Origin of the sequence: Enterobacter chengduensis, assembly GCF_001984825.2 — a bacterium.
Taxonomy (GTDB): domain Bacteria; phylum Pseudomonadota; class Gammaproteobacteria; order Enterobacterales; family Enterobacteriaceae; genus Enterobacter; species Enterobacter chengduensis.
In genome coordinates this window covers 29,777-46,863 of record NZ_CP043319.1, presented here as the reverse complement: position 1 = coordinate 46,863, position 17,087 = coordinate 29,777, and the positions used below count along the sequence as shown (strand labels likewise).

Genomic DNA, 17,087 nt, shown 5'->3' with positions numbered 1-17,087 from the left:
TAGTACCTCTCAGTATTAATGATTGTCTTGCCCTGCGGAGTGACAGCTCCGACAGGGCCCCTTCTTACTGCTGTTTTCTGGCTCTGTAACTGGCAAGAGCGCGGTTAAGCAATGCCCCCACGTCGTTCTCAAAGTTCCACGCGCACTTCGTCAAAAACCCTTCTTCACCCCGCACAACAAGCTGAAAATAAGTACCCTGATCGTTCTCAATACTGACGTTGGTGTACTGCGCCACCAGAGCGGTCGCCTCTTCACGGGTAAACGGCCCCTGAGGCAGCACCACGGGTGCAGTGACAGTACTGCCATTCAATAGAGCCGCCAGTTCGTTTTCTTCGGCGGTGGGTTCGCGCAGCAGCACTGGCTGATTCAGAAATTCCTGTAATGTTTTTCCCACTGAATACTTCCTTTAAAAAAGTGGCTGGTTTTAAAACCCATCACCCGTTGAGTTACGGGAGCCGCGGTTTTGACGTTTCGCGGGAACCTGCTGAACTTTCCCGGGGGATAAAACATCACCCGTTTGAGAACCTTCGCCGCAGGTGCGTAAACGACACCGGCCGAGGCAGATGTCCGGGGCGGACGCAAAAAGTTTTTGCCTGCAAAAAGTTTTGGTGGCCGTGCGTCAGCATTCACCCTGGACAGCCACGAGGACTGTGGCGGTCTCAGCACCCGGAGGAGGGACTCAAAGGGGTGTAAAAGGACCGGATGGAATGGGCAGGGACACGCCGCAATGACGGGAAGCCGCGCGCGGCGAAACGACATTGCCCCCTACATCACGACGGGGTATTTACGGCGTGATGCAGGGAGCGCAGGAAACGGCGCGACTGAGCGGCGCAGCCGGAACGGCTGCTGCAAGCGATGGGGGTTGCGTCATGGGATGGACACCCGCTGCCCCGCAGGGGCCGGGCAGAGACAGCTTTGCTGGCTCTGTGCGAAGCATGACAGCCCGCCCGGACGCCCACTGCAACAAAGGCAATGAGTTTGATTTACAGCATATCTTACTGAAAAAATTACTTTTTATTTGCCTCGGCCATTTCGGAATATTGTGGATCGCTGGCTTTCGGCAACTGCTGGCTAAGCTGGCGGTAATGGCGCAACCTTTCCAGAAAATATTCGCGAAGCTCTTCGGGCACCTCTCGTGCCACAATTTCCGGCACCACTGGCTGATTTAGCCGCTCTTTAAATGCCACACCTGACGCGGCCAGGTCTACGGCGATCCTGTCCTGATCCTCTTTTGAACGTACCGAAAGATTAAATTCGCTCATGTTTTTCCTCTCTTTCACGCGCCTGCAACGAGATCGTTGCTGACTTTTTCTGCCGGGGCGGTTTGTAACTGCGCCGCAGGCGCGGTAACAACCGCCGGCAGGCAAAGCCTGCCAGGGTTTTTCGCGCGGGCTAACAGGCGGATGATACCGCCTGCCAGGTTATCAGTTACCTTTTCCACCCTGCAAAATGAAATGACCGCCGATATACACCGCACGCTGGCAGGTCATGTAATAGCATATTTCGTCGATCACCTGCTCCGTTCTTAATTCCCGTTGACCATTTTCACGTCGACGGGCGTTAATAATATTTTTGTACTGACGCAGGATGTCACGGGTCTGTGGATCAAGTTTCATTTTTATTCTCCTTTGTGGCGGGGCCCTGCCCCGCCTCTGACATCAACCGTTGAACACGTAGCCATCCAGAAATACCAGACCATCCAGGAACAAATCCCGCGCCCAGGCTCCCATATCGAAATAGCAACGCAGCGATTCCGGAATGTCATTGAGAAGGCCGCACTCTTCTGCCATAGTCCAGGCGTAGTCCTCTTCGCTCTCAGCTTCTCCGCAATAAGCATCCTCGAAGGCGTCATAATCACACTCTCCGGAGTATTCCACCCAGGCAATAAATGCAGCATCCATACCGTCTTCTACTGCGCGCTTGTAGGCTTCAATGAAATTCCAGTCAACGGAAGATTCGGATGCAAATGCTGACGGGATCCCTTCCCAGTCCTGGAACATGAGTTCCGGGTCGGATTCATTGGCGTGCAGCTCGTTGCAGGCTTCCAGAAACTCTGCTTTATCATCAAAGTCGGTGAGGTCAAACCATTTACCGTAGAGGCTACCGCAGTTGTATTTGTGGTATGTACCTACATAAATCGCCGGGGTGGTAGTGTTCATAAAACTCCTCCAGTGTCTGTGTCGTCTGAGTTCCGGCTTACGCCGTGCCGACACGACAGCCCGACTTCGAGCGGAAGATGCAGGGGCGACACCGGAGGCCGCAGCGCAGATAAACAGCGATGACGGTCTGGACGGTTCTCCCGCGAATATTGAGCGGGAGAACGACGGGAAGAACGGCATCAGGCGTAAAAATCTGCGACCGGGCGAGGATGGCGGCGGAGCGAACCCTTGCATCTGAAGCGATCGGGCTAAAGTGAAGGCACGGCGTTAGCCGCAGACCGCACGGACGTTTTCACCTGCGTCCCCGTAACATCGTGGAGGGGGCGCCGGTAAAGCGGAGCGTGCGACATCCTTTTCGCAATAAGGCGGGGCGCATTGCCCCGCCCAAAATCAGGCGGCAATCCGGATGCCGGAGAAGGATTTCATCATCGCGTCAATCTCGGTTCGTGCGCTGCTGACCACATCCCGCAGCCAGTGTCTGTCAAACCAGTCGCGGGATGGGCTGTCAGGGTGACGAAGGGCATAAGGCACGTGGGTCTGCCCGACTGTACGGCCATTGCATTCCAGACGGATTTGCAGACGGCGAAAGGTTTCCTTCCCGTCGAGTACCGCTTTAAGACGCGCGTCGAGCGTCTCATTATCCCACTGCGCATCATCCTGCACCTGCTCCACTTCCGTTACTGTCAGGAGGAAATTACGGGTTCGGCGGGTAAATACCAGCGGTTCAGCGGCGGGGCGCAAGGCTTCCATCAGGCGGTATCCGGCGGATGCCACGCAGCTACAGACGTGGTTAATCTCGTCACGCAGGGCTTTCAGCAGACAGAGGATATGTTTCGTGGACATAGCCTCAGGGCAATTATCATATTCAAGCGAAATGGTTCCGGCATGAGCCTTACGATGCCCCAGCGAATTACGATAAAGGCGGACAATCAGTTCACTTCCTGCCAGTAATGACAGCAGCACCTTCATTGCCTGATCGGACATCAAACCACGCAGTGCAATCTCAGGTAACAGACGCTGCAACTGTAAAGCATCGAGCTGGCCATAGAACGCAACGCCTTCTCCTCTGGAGTAATTCAGGCTTGTATCGATATCCATGTTGGCTGGCCAGCCGCGGGCTACGAGCGTGTTTCGGGTATGACGGTGCATAAAGCGGTAAGCAATGGTCATGATATTCTCCTCTTCTGAATGCGGCGACGTCTTCGCCGTGCCGACACGACAGCCCGACATCGAGCGGAAAATGCAGGGGCGACACCGGAGGCCGCAGCGCAGATAAACAGCGATGACGGTCTGGACGGTTCTCCCGCGAATATTGAGCGGGAGAACGACGGGAAGAACGGCATGAAGCATTAAATCACTGCGACCGGGCGAGGATGGCGGCGGAGCGAACCCTTGCATTTGCAGCGTTCGGGCTAAAGTGAAGGCACGGCGCTCACATCCGCCGCGCCAGCGCGGCATAAAAAGCGGAGTTAACGACATCCTCTTTCGCTGTGAATTGTCACCGGTTGCCGGGGACGCTCCCCCGGCCGTTCTCAGGCTACCAGCGCGTCTTTCAGTGCGTAGACGTCATTCCTTGCTTCCTTTACGGAATCGGGTTCAGGCCGCCCGGCCTCCCAGGCCATTCCGGCGCGATGCTCCAGCTCACACTCATAGTCGCGCAGGACGCGTGCAAGTAAAGCTGCGGGTACACTCACCTGACGGTTTGCCGCTTCCCGCTGATGGGTCAGGAGATCGCTGACAGTCAGATTATTTACCCCCTCCTGGCGGTATTGCGTCATTTTCATTTCACCAAGCGCCTTCATCACCGCCCGGATTTCAGCCTCGTCCGGTTCTGGCTGGGTTTCACGGCAGGCCACGCTAATCCCCTCTTCCGTCCAGACCAGCAGGACCAGGGGTTCGTCAGACGTGAACATGGTTTCAAGCTGTACACAAAGTTCTTTGCGGGTTCCGTACATTTTTTTATCTCTTTCGTAAGTGGTTACAGGCCGGGCATCAGCCCGGCAGGGTCAGTCAGCCCTGAAAGGTTTCGTCCAGCACCAGGGCTTCGCGGTAGGCTTCCAGAAGCAGGGTGTTGATCCGGCGCAGGGTCTGGGCGGCCATACGTTCAGCCAGCGTTGCCGCGTCGTGCCGGTGCTGAGATTCGAGGCGGTTCAGCAGCATCCGCACGTCACACATGGCATTGCTGAGCTCGGCCACGTCCGCGCGCAGGGATTCAAGGCCCGGGTAGTTCATGCCGCCTCCGGATAATCAGGGTAAAACGTACCGTCATTGGCCGCCGGCATCCTTCTCGCCCGTTCAACCTGTGCCAGACGGCGAACGCCGGCGGCGTGGTACTGCTCAAGCATCTCGATCCCGATATAGCGGCGGCTGGCTTCGGCGGCGGCCACGCAGGTGGAGCCGCTACCGGCGAACGGGTCAAGGACAATGGCCCCCGGACGCGTGAGCGATTCAATCAGTGGCCGCAGGCTCTGCACCGGCTTCTCCGTCGGATGGTGTCTGTTGCCCGTGTATTTCCAGGGGATCACGTCCGGGATGGGGCGGTCCGGGGTTTGCGGTCGCCCCTTCGCGAGCAGGTAAGCGTTCTCATGGGTGTAGCCCACGAACGTTGATTTGGAGGCATAACTCTTCGCAAAAACGATATGGCCAACAACGCGGAACCCGGCCGATTTCCACGCATTGAGAAACAGATCTGCGCGGTTCCATGCGTAAAAGCTCACCATCAGACTGTCGTTTTTGAGTACGCGGTACATTTCGTGGCACGCTGGCTGAAGCCATTCCGACGAATTGTCCCCGGCCAGAGTGCGACCGGTACGGTCCTTAAAGCCAACCAGATACGGGGGATCGGTAAGAATAAAATCAACGGCACGTGCCGGAAAACGGGACATCACCTGCACGCAGTCACCCAGGATATAACGGGACATAGACACACTCCTCTCTGATATGCGGCACCCTGTTGCGCCGTGCCGCCACAAAAACCCGGCTCTGAGCGGAGGGCGCAGGGGCGACGCCGCAAGCCGCAGCGCAAGCCTTTCACGGGCTGAATGCACCGTGAAAGGTGCGAACGGGTGAGGACGGAGACAACGTGAACCCTTGCGACCGCAGCGGCCGGGTTAGCGTGAAGGCACGGCGTTGAACACGCCGCCGGCTGGCGGCAGAAAGGCGGAGGGCACCGACATCCTTTGGTACTGATTCTGGTAGCTGAAGTAGCCTCCCGTGTATGACAGAATGACCATAAGTGCGTGTCAGTACACCACTTTGTAGGATCATAAGCCTGGTATGTTTTGGGACGCCTCCGGTCGGTGGCGTCCTTTTTTCCGTTAGCCCCCCTTTACGTGGTCGATAGCGAACTGCAATGTGTCCCAGTTAAAACCGATGCAGGCATCATGGCTGTGGTAACAGACACGCATGGCTTCAGCAATCTCCCCCTCTGTCAGGCTGTCATTGAGGGACATAAAGTCATCAGCCAGCCAGAACGTTCCCATACACAGCGCATCCTGCGGATACTGCTGTAGCCGTGCGATGTGATCTGCCACGGTTACTCCCTCGCGGCAGGCAGATAGCGACGGCAGCACACGATCGGCAATGTCATTCCAGTTCCACTCTTCGTCCTCCGGAACTGCCTCTTGAATAGTGCCGGTTTCCACACCCGGCATCAGGGAAAGCTGCTCCAGCACCTCCCCCAGGTAAAGTCGTTCTCCGCAGGCATCCTCACTCCACAGATAATGGTTGTTGATATACACGGCAAACTCGCCGTTGTTGAGTTCAATACAGGTCAGTCTGAACATGGCTGTGTCCTAAGCATCCGGCACCCAGTTGCACCGTGCCGACACGACAGCCCGACTTCGAGCGGAAGATGCAGGGGCGACACCGGAGGCCGCAGCGCAGATAAACAGCGATGACGTTCTGGACGGTTCTCCCGCGAATATTGAGCGGGAGAACGACGGGAAGAATGGCATCAGGCGTAAAAATCTGCGACCGGGCGAGGATGGCGGCGGAGCGAACCCTTGCATCTGAAGCGATCGGGCTAAAGTAAAGGCACGGCGGGGAACTTCTTTAGGCAACATAGAGTTAAAAAATGGGCAAAGCAAAAACTTGAAAGTACACTCAATAAAGTAATAATACTGTATATAAATACAGTTCGGAGGTGCCTATGTTTGAATTATTGCGTGTCGATTGCGAGCCGGAAATTATCCCAATCCCTCTTTATAGCGAGGGATGCCCGGCGGGGTTCCCGTCCCCGGCGCAGGACTATGTCGAAGCCGAACTTGACCTCAACGATTACTGTATATCCCGACCCAGTTCGACATATTTTGTGCGAGCTATTGGTAATTCCATGACTGATATTGGGCTACATTCTGGCGATCTGATGATTGTTGATAAAGCCGAAAATGCACACCACGGCGATATCGTTATAGCTGAGATTGAAGGTGAATTTACTGTTAAGAGATTATTGTTGAAACCGAGACCAGGGTTACAGGCAATGAATCCAGCCTACCCTACTCTATGGCCAGAACCTGAGCAGCTACAAATTTTCGGTGTCGTAACTGCCTTTGTACATAAAACCCGGGGACATGACTGATGTTCGCCCTGGCAGATGTGAACAGCTTCTATGCGAGTTGTGAGAAGGTCTTTCGTCCTGACTTACGTGATAAACCGGTGGTCGTTCTTAGCAATAATGATGGTTGTGTAATAGCCAGATCGAAGGAAGCGAAACAGCTTGGGATCAAAATGGGGATTCCCTGGTTCCAGCTGAAGACAATGCAGTTCCCGGAGAAAGTGCTTACGTTTTCCAGCAATTATGAGCTTTACGCGAGTCTGAGCAACCGGGTCATGGCACATCTGGAAGAACTGGCGCCCCGCGTAGAGCAGTACAGCATCGACGAGATGTTCCTGGACATTCGCGGCATCGATGGCTGTACCGACTTTGAAGATTTCGGCCGGCAGCTGCGCGAGCACGTCCTAAGAGGAACCGGACTGACAATTGGCGTTGGGATGGGGCCAACAAAAACTTTAGCAAAATCAGCGCAATGGGCTTCAAAAGAGTGGCCGCAATTTGGGGGCGTGCTGGCCCTGACTACTGACAATCTTCGTAGGACGGAGAAACTGCTCTCACTGCAGCCAGTAGAGGAAATCTGGGGGGTTGGTCGCCGCATAGGCAAAAAGCTGAATACATACGGCGTGACGACTGCGCTACAGCTGGCGCGCATGAATCCTGCCTTTGTACGCAAAAACTTTACCGTAGTGCTGGAGCGAACCGTACGCGAGCTGAACGGTGAGGCCTGTATATCTCTTGAAGATGTACCGCCCGCGAAGCAGCAGATTGTCTGCAGCCGATCATTCGGGGAGCGCATCACCACTTACGAAGCGTTGCGGCAGGCTATCTGCCAGTATGCCGAACGCGCGGCTGAAAAACTGCGGGGAGAGCATCAGTTCTGCCGGCACATATCGGTCTTTATCAAAACCTCCCCTTTCGCAGTCAACGAAGCGTATTACAGCAACGTGGCCAGTGAAAAACTTCTTGTGCCTACCCGTGACACCCGGGACATCATTAACGCCTCAGTAAAGGCCCTGGATCGTATCTGGATCGACGGGCATAGATATGCAAAGGCTGGCGTAATGCTGAATGACTTCACCCCTACGGGAGTAGCACAGTTAAATCTTTTCGATGACGTTAAGCCGCAGGAACGAAGCGAGGAGCTTATGAAAGCCCTGGATGGCATAAACCATTCAGGGCTCGGGAGGGTATGGTTTGCTGGCCGCGGAATTGCACCAGAATGGCAAATGAAAAGAGAGATGCTTTCTCCGGCATACACGACCAGGTGGTCCGATATCCCCAAAGCCTCAATTTGAGTATCAGAAGAGGCCTTTCATTTTGACCCGGGCCTCTTCCAGTCGACGCTGCTCATCATCTTCAGCAATTTCAGGCTTGATTGCAGAATCAAAATTTCCTGCGCCCAGTTCTGCAAGCACATCACGGATATTGGCCTGGGATGGCTTCCATCCCGTTGTCTGACTGATTAAACCTACCAGGCTATCCGCCGTGAAACTCTTATCCAACAACAGCGCAAGTAAGCCAGGAAGCCGCGGGTCGAGGTGGTGAAGTGCTAAGCCGGAAATAAGCGCTCTCCTATATAAATCTCCTCTATCGTTCCGTGGGACAGAATCAATAATGTCTAAAGACACATTGTCCGCCACCTGGTCCGGATGAAGATAAACAGTAAACTTCTTCCGTTCCTCGCTCACAGTCCTATTCCCCTTTAAATGCAGCGATGGCTTCTACGAGTGATGTTTGCGGTGAATCCATCATGACAACCTTCGAGCCCAGATGTTGCCATGCTGCTTTAACAGCATCCTCGATCAGTGGCGCACCGCCACCAACAATATAAACGCGGTTAACGTCCCTAAACCCAGCCAAGTCATCGACAACCTGGGCACCCAGTGTAGCGATCGCGCTATCGATGGTATCCAACACCAGTGCCGTCTTGCTTTCGTCGTTGATAACCTGCCGGACGAAGTCAGCGTTTGTACGCTGTTTGATAAGTTCATCGGCGACCATAGCACTCGTGTTGCTGGAAGCCATTTTTAACGCCGTGAGTGCAGCGTTCGTTACCAGCGATACGCCGATATCAGAATTTCCGTGTATCGCGCTGACAGAGTCGAACTGGCCAACGATAACGCCAACGTCGAGAGTTGTACCTCCGAGGTCAATCACCAGAGACTTTTCGAACTGCCCTACATTGTCTTTCACCAGACGTTCAAATACGGCAGGCAAGGATTCTGGCATGACTTCGACGTGCTCGATGGTAAACACCTCGCCTTTGTTCAACTTGACTGGACGCATCAGGTTGTCGATTTTCCTCTGAATATTCAGCTCATTCTTCTGACAATCCCTTGTGTAGAACTCACTGATAGGCAAAGTAACAGTCAGTGAGACAGGCTGAGGTTTCAGCCCGCTGTTCAGAAGTGCATGGTGAACCGCCAGAACGTTTACATCGGTATATTGATACTCAATATGAGTAGTAAGAATGGATTCATTGCTGACTTCGTCATAGGTGTATTTTTTACCTTCAAGCTCATAGTTGAAGGTCTGACGTACGCCCATACCTTCCACCTTCCAACCCTGACGAAAAGAGTTAGATGACAATGACTTATAAAGTTTCTTATTGTGGAGCCATGCAAGTTTTACAGTTGTAGAACCATCATCACAATACACTTTCATCCTGAACCCCTTAATACTCAAATTGAGAAAAATGATTGAACTTAAGTGCCTAAGCACTCAGATTGAGTATTAAATCATAAGTATGAAATATTAAAACACAAGTAATATTTATGATTTATTAAAAAATAAATCATATCTCACACTTCATACTTCATATTTTTGATTACAGTTGTTGACTATAACTACGTATGTGACAAAATAAATCATACTTCACACATCATATTTATGAGGCAGAAATGATTACTGTCGTAGGTGGAAACAAAGGCGGTTCAGGTAAAACTACAACGGCATCAAACTTAGCAATAGCTCTAGCCCATGAGGGCCAAGACGTATGCCTGTTAAATGGAGACTTACAACGGACGGCCGCTAAGCACCATGCTGAGCGTGAAGCATCGGGGATAGAGCCAACTTTCACGCTCATCGAAAAATTCGATAATCTGACACAAACCCTTCGAGCATTAGACGAAAAGTATGATCATGTAATCGTGGATGTGGCAGGCAGAAACTCAAGAGAGTTCATTACTAGTGGAGTAGTCGCACATCAGATCATTGCACCATTACAATGCTCACAGCCCGACCTTGATACATTGACGGAACTTGCTCAGCAGATTGAAGCTATGCGTGATCTCAACCCTGAACTGAAGGTCTATTGCTTACAAAGCATGGCCACAACAAACCCAGTGCTAAGAGGAAATGAGCGGAAGGAGTTTCTGGAATACCTTGAAGAGTTTCCAACTATTGAAACGCTGCAAACAGTAATCTGTTTCCGCAAGGTCTATCGAGATTGCATGAGCAATGGAACGGGTGTCGTAGAAACGAATAATGAAGCGGCTAAAGCAGAAATTATGCAGCTAATGAAAGAGGTATTCGCATAATGGTTAAAAAGCCGAGCCAGCAAGCGACAAGCAGAACAGGTGTCACAGCAGAACAAGCTGAAGCCCTCGCGCAGCGCCTTGCCGATAAACCCTACGGAGCACCAGAAAAACCGGAACCTGAAAAACAGTGCCGCACGACAATCTCATTAGGGGAGTCTATGTTAGTGAAGGTCGAAGATATAGCACTGCGGAACAAGCGTAACGGGAAAGATCCTAAAAACGTCAGTGCAATAGTCAGAGAAGCCCTTGAACTTTACTTTCAGAAAACTGGCGAGTAAGAACGATATTACATCATAAGTATGATGTGTGAAGTATGACTTAGGCCGCATTAGCGGCCTTTCCAATATCATGCAGGTCCTCATAGCTTACAGAGAAGTTAAATGGTTCCTTTAAGTAATGACACAGCTTCAGTCTCCGGCATCTGGAACTGCACGCGGTGACGCGCCGCCACATCCAGCGCAAACACTTTCGTGTACACCTCCGTCGAGCTGATGCTCTTATGCCCCATTAAACTCTGAAGCACCTTGAGAGGAATACCGGCATACAGCATGTGCATGGCATAGCTGTGGCGGAATGTGTGCGGTGTCACCGGCACGGAGAACGTCACCCCGTCAGCCGCTGCTGCTTCAACCGCTTCGCTGAGCCAGGTGCGGACCGTCCGGTCGGTAATTTCCCAGATGCGCGCCTTCTCGGTTCTGCCGCTTCGCTTGTTACGTCGTTCAAGAGGTATTTTCAGCGTGGCCACCATCATTTCCAGCTGGCTGACATAGCTCGCATCGGAAAGCGGTACCAGCCGGTGAGCCTGACTGCCGGCGGGTGCCCGGCCTGCCGTTCTGGCGGCTTTTTCAGTCCTTTGTTTGAGTGTGGCCAGCTGCACGAAAGGGTAGGGTGGCACCAGGGAAAAATCACTCCGGGTCAGCGCCAGCGCCTCGTTAATACGGGCGCCGGTGTTCCAGAGGGTGGCCAGCAGCATCTTGCGGTGCAGATCAGGCACATAGTGGAGCAGGGCGCTCACTTCCGGCGCCAGCAGATATTTCGGCAGTTCGTCCTGAACGAGGGCCATCTGGCGCAGGGCCAGTGCGGCAGGGTAGTCGATGGCCACCGGCAGCTGCGCGGCCGAAAATGAGACACCCTGGCCGGGTATTGCCGGCATCATTGCTTGTTGTCCCTGCCGGACAGGTATTGCTCTGTAAGTCGTGCCAGTGCTTTCTGCGCGTAATCTTCGCCCGGGAGCAGACTGATTTCACCCCGGCGTTCCATCCCGGCGCCGATGGCGCTCAGCGTCGTCATCACCGGCAGCAGCCGGCGCAGCTGCTGGGCATGTCCGCACGCTGTACGGATACGATCGGCAAACGCATCCTCATCGCGGGAATATGTCCCGGGCGCAGGACGTTCCCTGCCGTCCTTTTCAGACTGCAATTGCTGACACAGTTTCAGCAGGGAAATAATGTCATTGGCGGCTTCGTTTGCGCATGGTCCGTTCATATATCTTGGTATCACCCTAATTTCCTTACAAATCATAGTCAGGAACCTCACGAGCTTGTCGTGCTCTGGACTTTCGTTGTTTTCGCCACTCAGCCCATAAGACGTTCTGTACTGACCAGGGGCTGTTATTATCAAGGTGTGATGAAGGCATGGCATTAAGTCGCCTCAGTCGCCTGGCCAGTATCATGGCACGCAGACCCAGACGTGAATACTGATAACGGCGTTCTTTAAAGGTCATCTGCCAGTCGGGAGGATTATCATAGTCACTGACAATACTGATATAACGGCTGGCTTCTGGGATCAGCACTGACAGTTCACGAATACGGTAAAGAATCCTGCTGGGTAGTACCCGCCAGTCACCGTCAATATCCTCTGTTGAGAATGGCTCAGCGCTAATACCAGTACGTGTGTACCCTTTATCATCTTCAAACCCTTCATCATTAACCACCTCCGCGCATCCCTGGGCAAATCGTTCGAGGCGAAATACCAGCTGAGTGGAAATAAAATAAAGCTCAGATTCTCGCTTTGTCGCTGCTGCTTCCTTCTCCCGCTGGGTTATCAGCCGCTGCCCGTACCACACACCACCGAATGCAGCACCTGCAGATGAAACCGCCGTAATGATCTGCGGCCACAGGCTGGCGCTGTCCTTCACCACCTTCACGCCTTCGGTCGCGATAAACCAGTCAGCCATATTTGCTCCCTTACTGAAAAATCCCGCCGGTCATACTGACGCAGCGTCTTCACGGAACGGCTCAAAGGCCAGCAGGGCGTCAGCCCTGGAGGCCAGCTCGGTACAGTCCCCGCGCTGCGGGTCGATCTCTTCATCTATGGCCTCGTTATACCGCATGCGCAGCCGCCATCCCGTCACGGGAGGTGCGTTCTGTATGGCCAGCACCATCCCTTCCGGCGACAGCAGTTCGCGGAGGGTGTAGCAGGCGCCGATCCGGGTCGAGTCCCGCAGCCACATCACGGGGTACTCGCTGACCAGCTGGTCATACACGCATTCCGGCGTATGGAAGTAATTCCCGTCCGCCCTGCATAAATCACACATAATCCTTCCTTAACTGAGAATTCCGCCTGCAAGCCTTGTGAAGCCATCACCAGAACAGTAAACCATTCGTTTTAAAAATCTTATCGATGAGGCAGGCTTTCCACGGCGGACAGCTGTGTTCATACTGCGGCAGATGGTAATCACCGGTGAGCACCCAGAAATCAGGCTGGCCTGATTGTTCTGCCACCATTCTGCCGTTTCGTTTGAGAATTTTTGGAGATCGCCATTCCTGACGCCGGCGGGCTGTCTCGACTGGGCAGTCCTCATTAAGGCCAGAGTAAAGCCACAGCTCTTGATGGCCATATACATCCTCAAGCTCCCGGACCACATCGTAAAATGATCTAAATGTTGGTTTCCCCATACCTCGCCTCAAAAATAGTATCTGGTTCAATAGTCACTCAGAGTAATGATGACGCGAAGGATAATCACCTGTGCAGTCACTCACCTGAATATTCCCCTGCTTATTTTTCCTGTCGTGAATATCACCAGAATAATAATAAGCAGCCATATAACCACTCCATTAAATTACCGGATGGCCGTTCCGGTCAGATCCGATTTTCTGGCTATCCGCAACTTACCGGAAGTGTAACACGGTCAGAGAATAAGCGAAGCGCTCTTTTCGGCCCCTTCTTATCGGGTACAGGTGAGGGGAGATAACACAATATATAGAAGAAAAAGCAGCTGACGGAGTGGCATATCTTGTATTTTCGTGCCGCTGCGCGCCGGGGCGTTTCCGTAAGATCCGGAACAACCTTTTTTCGGATCTCAGGAGTGGAAGAGAACGATTATTGCAGAATAAGCACAAAAAACAGTGAATTGTTGTTATGAGTAGATTATTGCTATAAGTATCGCAATTTGAATTAATTATTAACAACAAAGCAATTTAACAGCGACCCCATCCGGGGTCACCTTAATTTTGCTCAGCGATGTTCAAACCGGGCCACCAGTGGACCAGTGATTTCCATCTCCATTTCCCAGAGCGTTGTCATCACGCCTTCAAGTGGATTGTCACTACTGCTGTAGAAGGTGTTAAAAAGGGTTCCATCCGGGTACCTGAACAGCCTGAGTTCACCGAAGGATTCCGCGCTGACCATAACCGAAAATTCCTGTTCGGAATTGAGGACAAGGTAAATAAGACAGTTATTGATCCTGAAGGGCAGAGTGCGGCTACCTCTGGCTGAAACATCAACCTGTATGCTAAACGCGTCATGCCTTTCCGGCTGATAAACCAGTTCCCTCAGTTCTTCGCTAAAGCGGGAACCATAGCTCACCAGTATGTAATACTGCTGATCGGCGGACCGTTGCGCGACTTTCATTAACAGTGTTTCGAGGTTTTTGACCTTCATCGTTAATTTAGCCTGTGATTGCCACAGTAAATTATGCAGTCTGTGGTAAATATTTGTCCTAACATCTGATACAGACGGAAAATCTCCGTAGAAATTACTATTAAGTTCTCTGGCAACATAATCTTTGGGAACACTCACAGGAATGTATCTCACCAGCCAGTTGCGATCGCATTCTGAATTTTGAGAAAAAGTGAAGTAGTTAAGCAGAGTATCTTCAGACAATACCCCAGGAAGTTCTTTTGTCAGACGAGTGTCGGTATTCCTGAGACGTTCAAGATCTACTTCGGCAGCAACGATATCTGCCACTTTGCTGCGACTGAAGACCTCAATGTATTTATCCAGAACGTCATTAAAGAAAACCACGTTCGTTGCATAATCCGCGTCTGAAATGATATAGCCTTCATAAGGGACTGAAGGATCACGTTTCAGCCGTTCAAGAACAGAAATTATTCTCACTTTACTGAAATAGGAAAACAACCCTCCCGCAAGGGCGTCATTAGCACGCTGCGTAACCTGCTCAGCAGGTCTGGCGAGCTTTATAGCCAGCAAGGAAAATGCTCCGTAGAGGCTCCCTAAATCCTCATGTACTCCTGTATACGTACGCCCCGGAATGTAAGGCCTTTCATTATATGAGTTCATAACCTCAATGGTTTCTGATAGCCCGCTGTACCAGTTTGTATTCGCATGAAGATTACAGTGCTCAATTCTCAGTATCATATCAATGATATCGACAGAACGTCTGAACGCAGGTGTCAGCGTATCATGAGTGTCTCTTTCTTCATATAATTCAGACGTAATGATATGGTTAACAAGATCAGCTAAATCTATCTTTTCTTGGGGTTCAAAATGCGCAATGAGATAACCTGCCATTAACAGGCGTAAATCAGACAAGGCATTTGCAAACATAATGGATAAGGCCGCATCTTTTTTATATGGACGCCCCCTGAGTAACATTGCCCACTGCGAGTCTGTTTCATCCAGAGACAGATAATCCGGAGTCAGGAAGAAACTGTGCCAGTGGTACTCTTCCTCCCAGTGCCGTGGAAACCGGCTCTGGTTAAACCAGAGACAGAGAACGTCGTGAGCATATCGTACGGAAGAAGCATTATCTGCAACCACTGACGGAATAAGCAGCCTGGCGGTGTTATGCAGATGATACATCAGGCGCCCAGTAGAATCTTCGCTCCCTGGTTTGCCAATGATCGAGCTCATACTCCAGCCCTCCCACAGGCCAATAAAATGGCGTACAAGTTCTTGATGAGTTTGCTCCTGGCTGGCCGAGAGGGTGACACCCTGTCCTGCTTTCCACTCGTTTAACACATGCCATACTCTGAAAAGCGAGAGTAAAAATTGTCTGAAATCGGTAAAATGAGTGCTCTGTGTTTTTCTGTACACATGCAATGGAATGGCCATCGATTCACGGAAATATTCGCCTGAATATTCCGTTGATTTTACGGATTCACGAAAAAACTTTCTCAATTCATAATGGAATGAATCGCTGAAAGTATGGCTAAAACCTGATTCTTTTACTTCATCCAGATAATTTTTATCAACCCCGTAGTTATAACTTCTTTTGATAGAGGTATAGGTATCTGTTAATCGTTCAATCCCTGTTCTGAAGACGCTAATATTTTTATCGTTAAGCGCATCGTAAGCCTCACCAAAGAAATCAAAAGTAATATCATCCAGATCCCTTTTGTTCTTAGGGCGCCCTGTTACAATACAACGGCTAAATAACCACCGCCACAATCCTGAAACAGGCTTGACATTTCTCGATGACAATAAAGTTAGTTCACCAGAACGAACACCAAAGGAGGGCAAAATGATAATTTCCGCATCCTGCCCATCTACCGCCTCTAGCCTTCTTAGCAGAAATAAAAGTGGCCTTATATAAATATCTATAACAACATCACCTTTACTGATATTAGATTTGACATGAAGCATGTCGTCTTTCTCTGAGATTGAGTAAGGCAGTATTTTAATATTACCGAGGTAATCCTCACCTATATTTACCCCCGGATATCGGAGCCAAGCAAGAATATATGCTTTTTGAATATAGTCATCCACTATCTGAGACAAAAAAAACTTATTCATTAGTCGATCGCGCTTGCTCTCATCCAGGACATTCAGACTCGAGACGAAGAACCAGATAGACAGAGTAATATTGAAAAGCATCCACACAAAAGCTGTTACGGCGAAAGAAGTATTAAGATATCCGTCACCTATAGATAACGTCATACCGCCCAACACGATAAATGCAGCCAGTAAAAGACCACTCAGGCCCGCAAACATATATCCGGAATGAAGTTGATACGCGGACTGAATATGGATCCTTGCTGATTTCTTTTGAAACAAAACACTTATAAGCCCCACAACCAGCGGAAAAACAATACCGATTATAGTCAACTGGCTACCCAGTAAATTAGACATCCAGTCTGAAAGCTTGGTAATGCCCTTAAAATGCTGCACAGCGAAAGGTTGCAATACAGGGCGAAAATATTCGACCACGCCAACAGCCCCGAAGGCTGCGGACCATAGAATTAGCATAGCCCGGACGTAATGGGTGGAGCAGGAAACAAGTATTCTCTCCACCGGGTTCCAGCGTAGTTTTTTGTAATCCCGGTTCGACTTCAGGCTCCGTCGGAGTTCAGCTCTCACCTGCCATGAGAGACTTTTTAGAAGTTTTCCAAACATAGATATTCTGCGTGTTCCATAAGAAATTTTATGAATAATAAGCGGTAGTGACCTTTTTTTCTCTGGAAAATGTCACCCGATGCCCTTCGTGCAAAGTTCGTCTCCCTGTTATCCGATTTAGCCAGAAACCGGATCTGCGCGGCGGGAAACACGCAAAGGATATGATAATTGAATCACTCACATAAAATCATACTAAGTGTGATATTTATCATTATTCATGAAATCACTTCTGATATGATATTAACTTAATATCAAATG

General features: G+C 51.0%; 22 protein-coding genes. 4 read left to right on the top strand and 18 right to left on the bottom strand.

What is annotated here, in order from left to right:
• Positions 1-64: 64 nt before the first annotated feature.
• The 10 genes from FY206_RS24925 to FY206_RS24875 form a co-directional block, all read right to left on the bottom strand.
• Positions 65-310 carry a DUF905 family protein gene (locus FY206_RS24925; protein WP_032623592.1) on the bottom strand — a complete coding sequence of 82 codons (246 nt, stop codon included), beginning with the start codon at positions 308-310 and terminating at the stop codon, positions 65-67.
• A gap of 697 nt (positions 311-1,007) precedes the next feature.
• The gene (locus FY206_RS24920; protein ID WP_022650024.1) at positions 1,008-1,262 is read right to left on the bottom strand and encodes a DNA polymerase III subunit theta; all 255 of its coding nucleotides are present in this window, start codon (positions 1,260-1,262) and stop codon (positions 1,008-1,010) included.
• A gap of 14 nt (positions 1,263-1,276) precedes the next feature.
• Positions 1,277-1,441 carry a hypothetical protein gene (locus FY206_RS25410; protein WP_154590114.1) on the bottom strand — a complete coding sequence of 55 codons (165 nt, stop codon included), beginning with the start codon at positions 1,439-1,441 and terminating at the stop codon, positions 1,277-1,279.
• Positions 1,425-1,616, bottom strand: a complete 192-nt coding sequence (locus FY206_RS24915; RefSeq protein WP_022650025.1) for a hypothetical protein — start codon at positions 1,614-1,616, stop codon at positions 1,425-1,427. Before FY206_RS24915 ends, FY206_RS25410 begins: the two co-directional genes overlap by 17 nt.
• Positions 1,617-1,658: 42 nt before the next feature.
• Positions 1,659-2,159, bottom strand: a complete 501-nt coding sequence (locus tag FY206_RS24910; protein ID WP_022650026.1) for an antirestriction protein ArdA — start codon at positions 2,157-2,159, stop codon at positions 1,659-1,661.
• Between the two features lie 390 nt (positions 2,160-2,549).
• The gene (locus FY206_RS24900; RefSeq protein ID WP_022650027.1) at positions 2,550-3,329 is read right to left on the bottom strand and encodes a hypothetical protein; all 780 of its coding nucleotides are present in this window, start codon (positions 3,327-3,329) and stop codon (positions 2,550-2,552) included.
• A gap of 362 nt (positions 3,330-3,691) precedes the next feature.
• Entirely contained in the window at positions 3,692-4,114 is a 423-nt protein-coding gene (locus FY206_RS24895; RefSeq protein ID WP_022650028.1) for a DUF1380 family protein, read from the bottom strand.
• A gap of 55 nt (positions 4,115-4,169) precedes the next feature.
• Complete coding sequence (locus FY206_RS24890) at positions 4,170-4,391, bottom strand: hypothetical protein (protein ID WP_022650029.1); 222 nt, start codon at positions 4,389-4,391, stop codon at positions 4,170-4,172.
• On the bottom strand, positions 4,388-5,080 hold the full coding sequence (locus FY206_RS24885) for a DNA methylase (protein ID WP_022650030.1): 693 nt from the start codon (positions 5,078-5,080) through the stop codon (positions 4,388-4,390). Before FY206_RS24885 ends, FY206_RS24890 begins: the two co-directional genes overlap by 4 nt.
• Before the next feature lie 396 nt (positions 5,081-5,476).
• A complete protein-coding gene (locus FY206_RS24875) occupies positions 5,477-5,944 on the bottom strand; it encodes a hypothetical protein (RefSeq protein ID WP_022650031.1) in 468 nt (155 codons plus the stop codon).
• 365 nt (positions 5,945-6,309) lie between these two features.
• Between FY206_RS24875 and umuD the strand changes: the two genes are divergently transcribed.
• Together umuD and FY206_RS24860 are read left to right on the top strand one after the other, a co-directional pair.
• Positions 6,310-6,738 carry a translesion error-prone DNA polymerase V autoproteolytic subunit gene (gene umuD / locus FY206_RS24865; protein WP_022650032.1) on the top strand — a complete coding sequence of 143 codons (429 nt, stop codon included), beginning with the start codon at positions 6,310-6,312 and terminating at the stop codon, positions 6,736-6,738.
• Entirely contained in the window at positions 6,738-8,009 is a 1,272-nt protein-coding gene (locus FY206_RS24860) for a Y-family DNA polymerase (protein ID WP_022650033.1), read from the top strand. Before umuD ends, FY206_RS24860 begins: the two co-directional genes overlap by 1 nt.
• Before the next feature lie 3 nt (positions 8,010-8,012).
• Here FY206_RS24860 and FY206_RS24855 read toward each other — a convergent pair whose 3' ends face one another.
• Both FY206_RS24855 and parM read right to left on the bottom strand, forming a co-directional pair.
• Complete coding sequence (locus FY206_RS24855; RefSeq protein ID WP_022650034.1) at positions 8,013-8,402, bottom strand: plasmid partitioning/stability family protein; 390 nt, start codon at positions 8,400-8,402, stop codon at positions 8,013-8,015.
• Between the two features lie 4 nt (positions 8,403-8,406).
• On the bottom strand, positions 8,407-9,378 hold the full coding sequence (gene parM / locus FY206_RS24850) for a plasmid segregation protein ParM domain-containing protein (protein WP_022650035.1): 972 nt from the start codon (positions 9,376-9,378) through the stop codon (positions 8,407-8,409).
• Between the two features lie 236 nt (positions 9,379-9,614).
• Between parM and FY206_RS24845 the strand changes: the two genes are divergently transcribed.
• On the top strand, positions 9,615-10,253 hold the full coding sequence (locus FY206_RS24845) for an AAA family ATPase (RefSeq protein WP_022650036.1): 639 nt from the start codon (positions 9,615-9,617) through the stop codon (positions 10,251-10,253).
• Positions 10,253-10,531: a ribbon-helix-helix domain-containing protein gene (locus tag FY206_RS24840; RefSeq protein ID WP_022650037.1), complete on the top strand. Its 279-nt coding sequence runs from the start codon at positions 10,253-10,255 to the stop codon at positions 10,529-10,531. Before FY206_RS24845 ends, FY206_RS24840 begins: the two co-directional genes overlap by 1 nt.
• Positions 10,532-10,629: 98 nt before the next feature.
• Here FY206_RS24840 and FY206_RS24835 read toward each other — a convergent pair whose 3' ends face one another.
• From FY206_RS24835 to FY206_RS24805, 6 genes are all read right to left on the bottom strand, one after another.
• Positions 10,630-11,409: a site-specific integrase gene (locus FY206_RS24835; protein WP_022650038.1), complete on the bottom strand. Its 780-nt coding sequence runs from the start codon at positions 11,407-11,409 to the stop codon at positions 10,630-10,632.
• Positions 11,406-11,738, bottom strand: a complete 333-nt coding sequence (locus FY206_RS24830; protein WP_032623564.1) for a hypothetical protein — start codon at positions 11,736-11,738, stop codon at positions 11,406-11,408. Before FY206_RS24830 ends, FY206_RS24835 begins: the two co-directional genes overlap by 4 nt.
• 25 nt (positions 11,739-11,763) lie before the next feature.
• Complete coding sequence (locus FY206_RS24825) at positions 11,764-12,429, bottom strand: hypothetical protein (protein ID WP_022650040.1); 666 nt, start codon at positions 12,427-12,429, stop codon at positions 11,764-11,766.
• A 30-nt stretch (positions 12,430-12,459) separates the two neighbouring features.
• The gene (locus FY206_RS24820; RefSeq protein ID WP_022650041.1) at positions 12,460-12,789 is read right to left on the bottom strand and encodes a hypothetical protein; all 330 of its coding nucleotides are present in this window, start codon (positions 12,787-12,789) and stop codon (positions 12,460-12,462) included.
• Between the two features lie 46 nt (positions 12,790-12,835).
• The gene (locus FY206_RS24815; protein WP_022650042.1) at positions 12,836-13,150 is read right to left on the bottom strand and encodes a hypothetical protein; all 315 of its coding nucleotides are present in this window, start codon (positions 13,148-13,150) and stop codon (positions 12,836-12,838) included.
• A 559-nt stretch (positions 13,151-13,709) separates the two neighbouring features.
• Entirely contained in the window at positions 13,710-16,829 is a 3,120-nt protein-coding gene (locus tag FY206_RS24805) for a hypothetical protein (protein WP_012477567.1), read from the bottom strand.
• Positions 16,830-17,087: the final 258 nt, after the last annotated feature.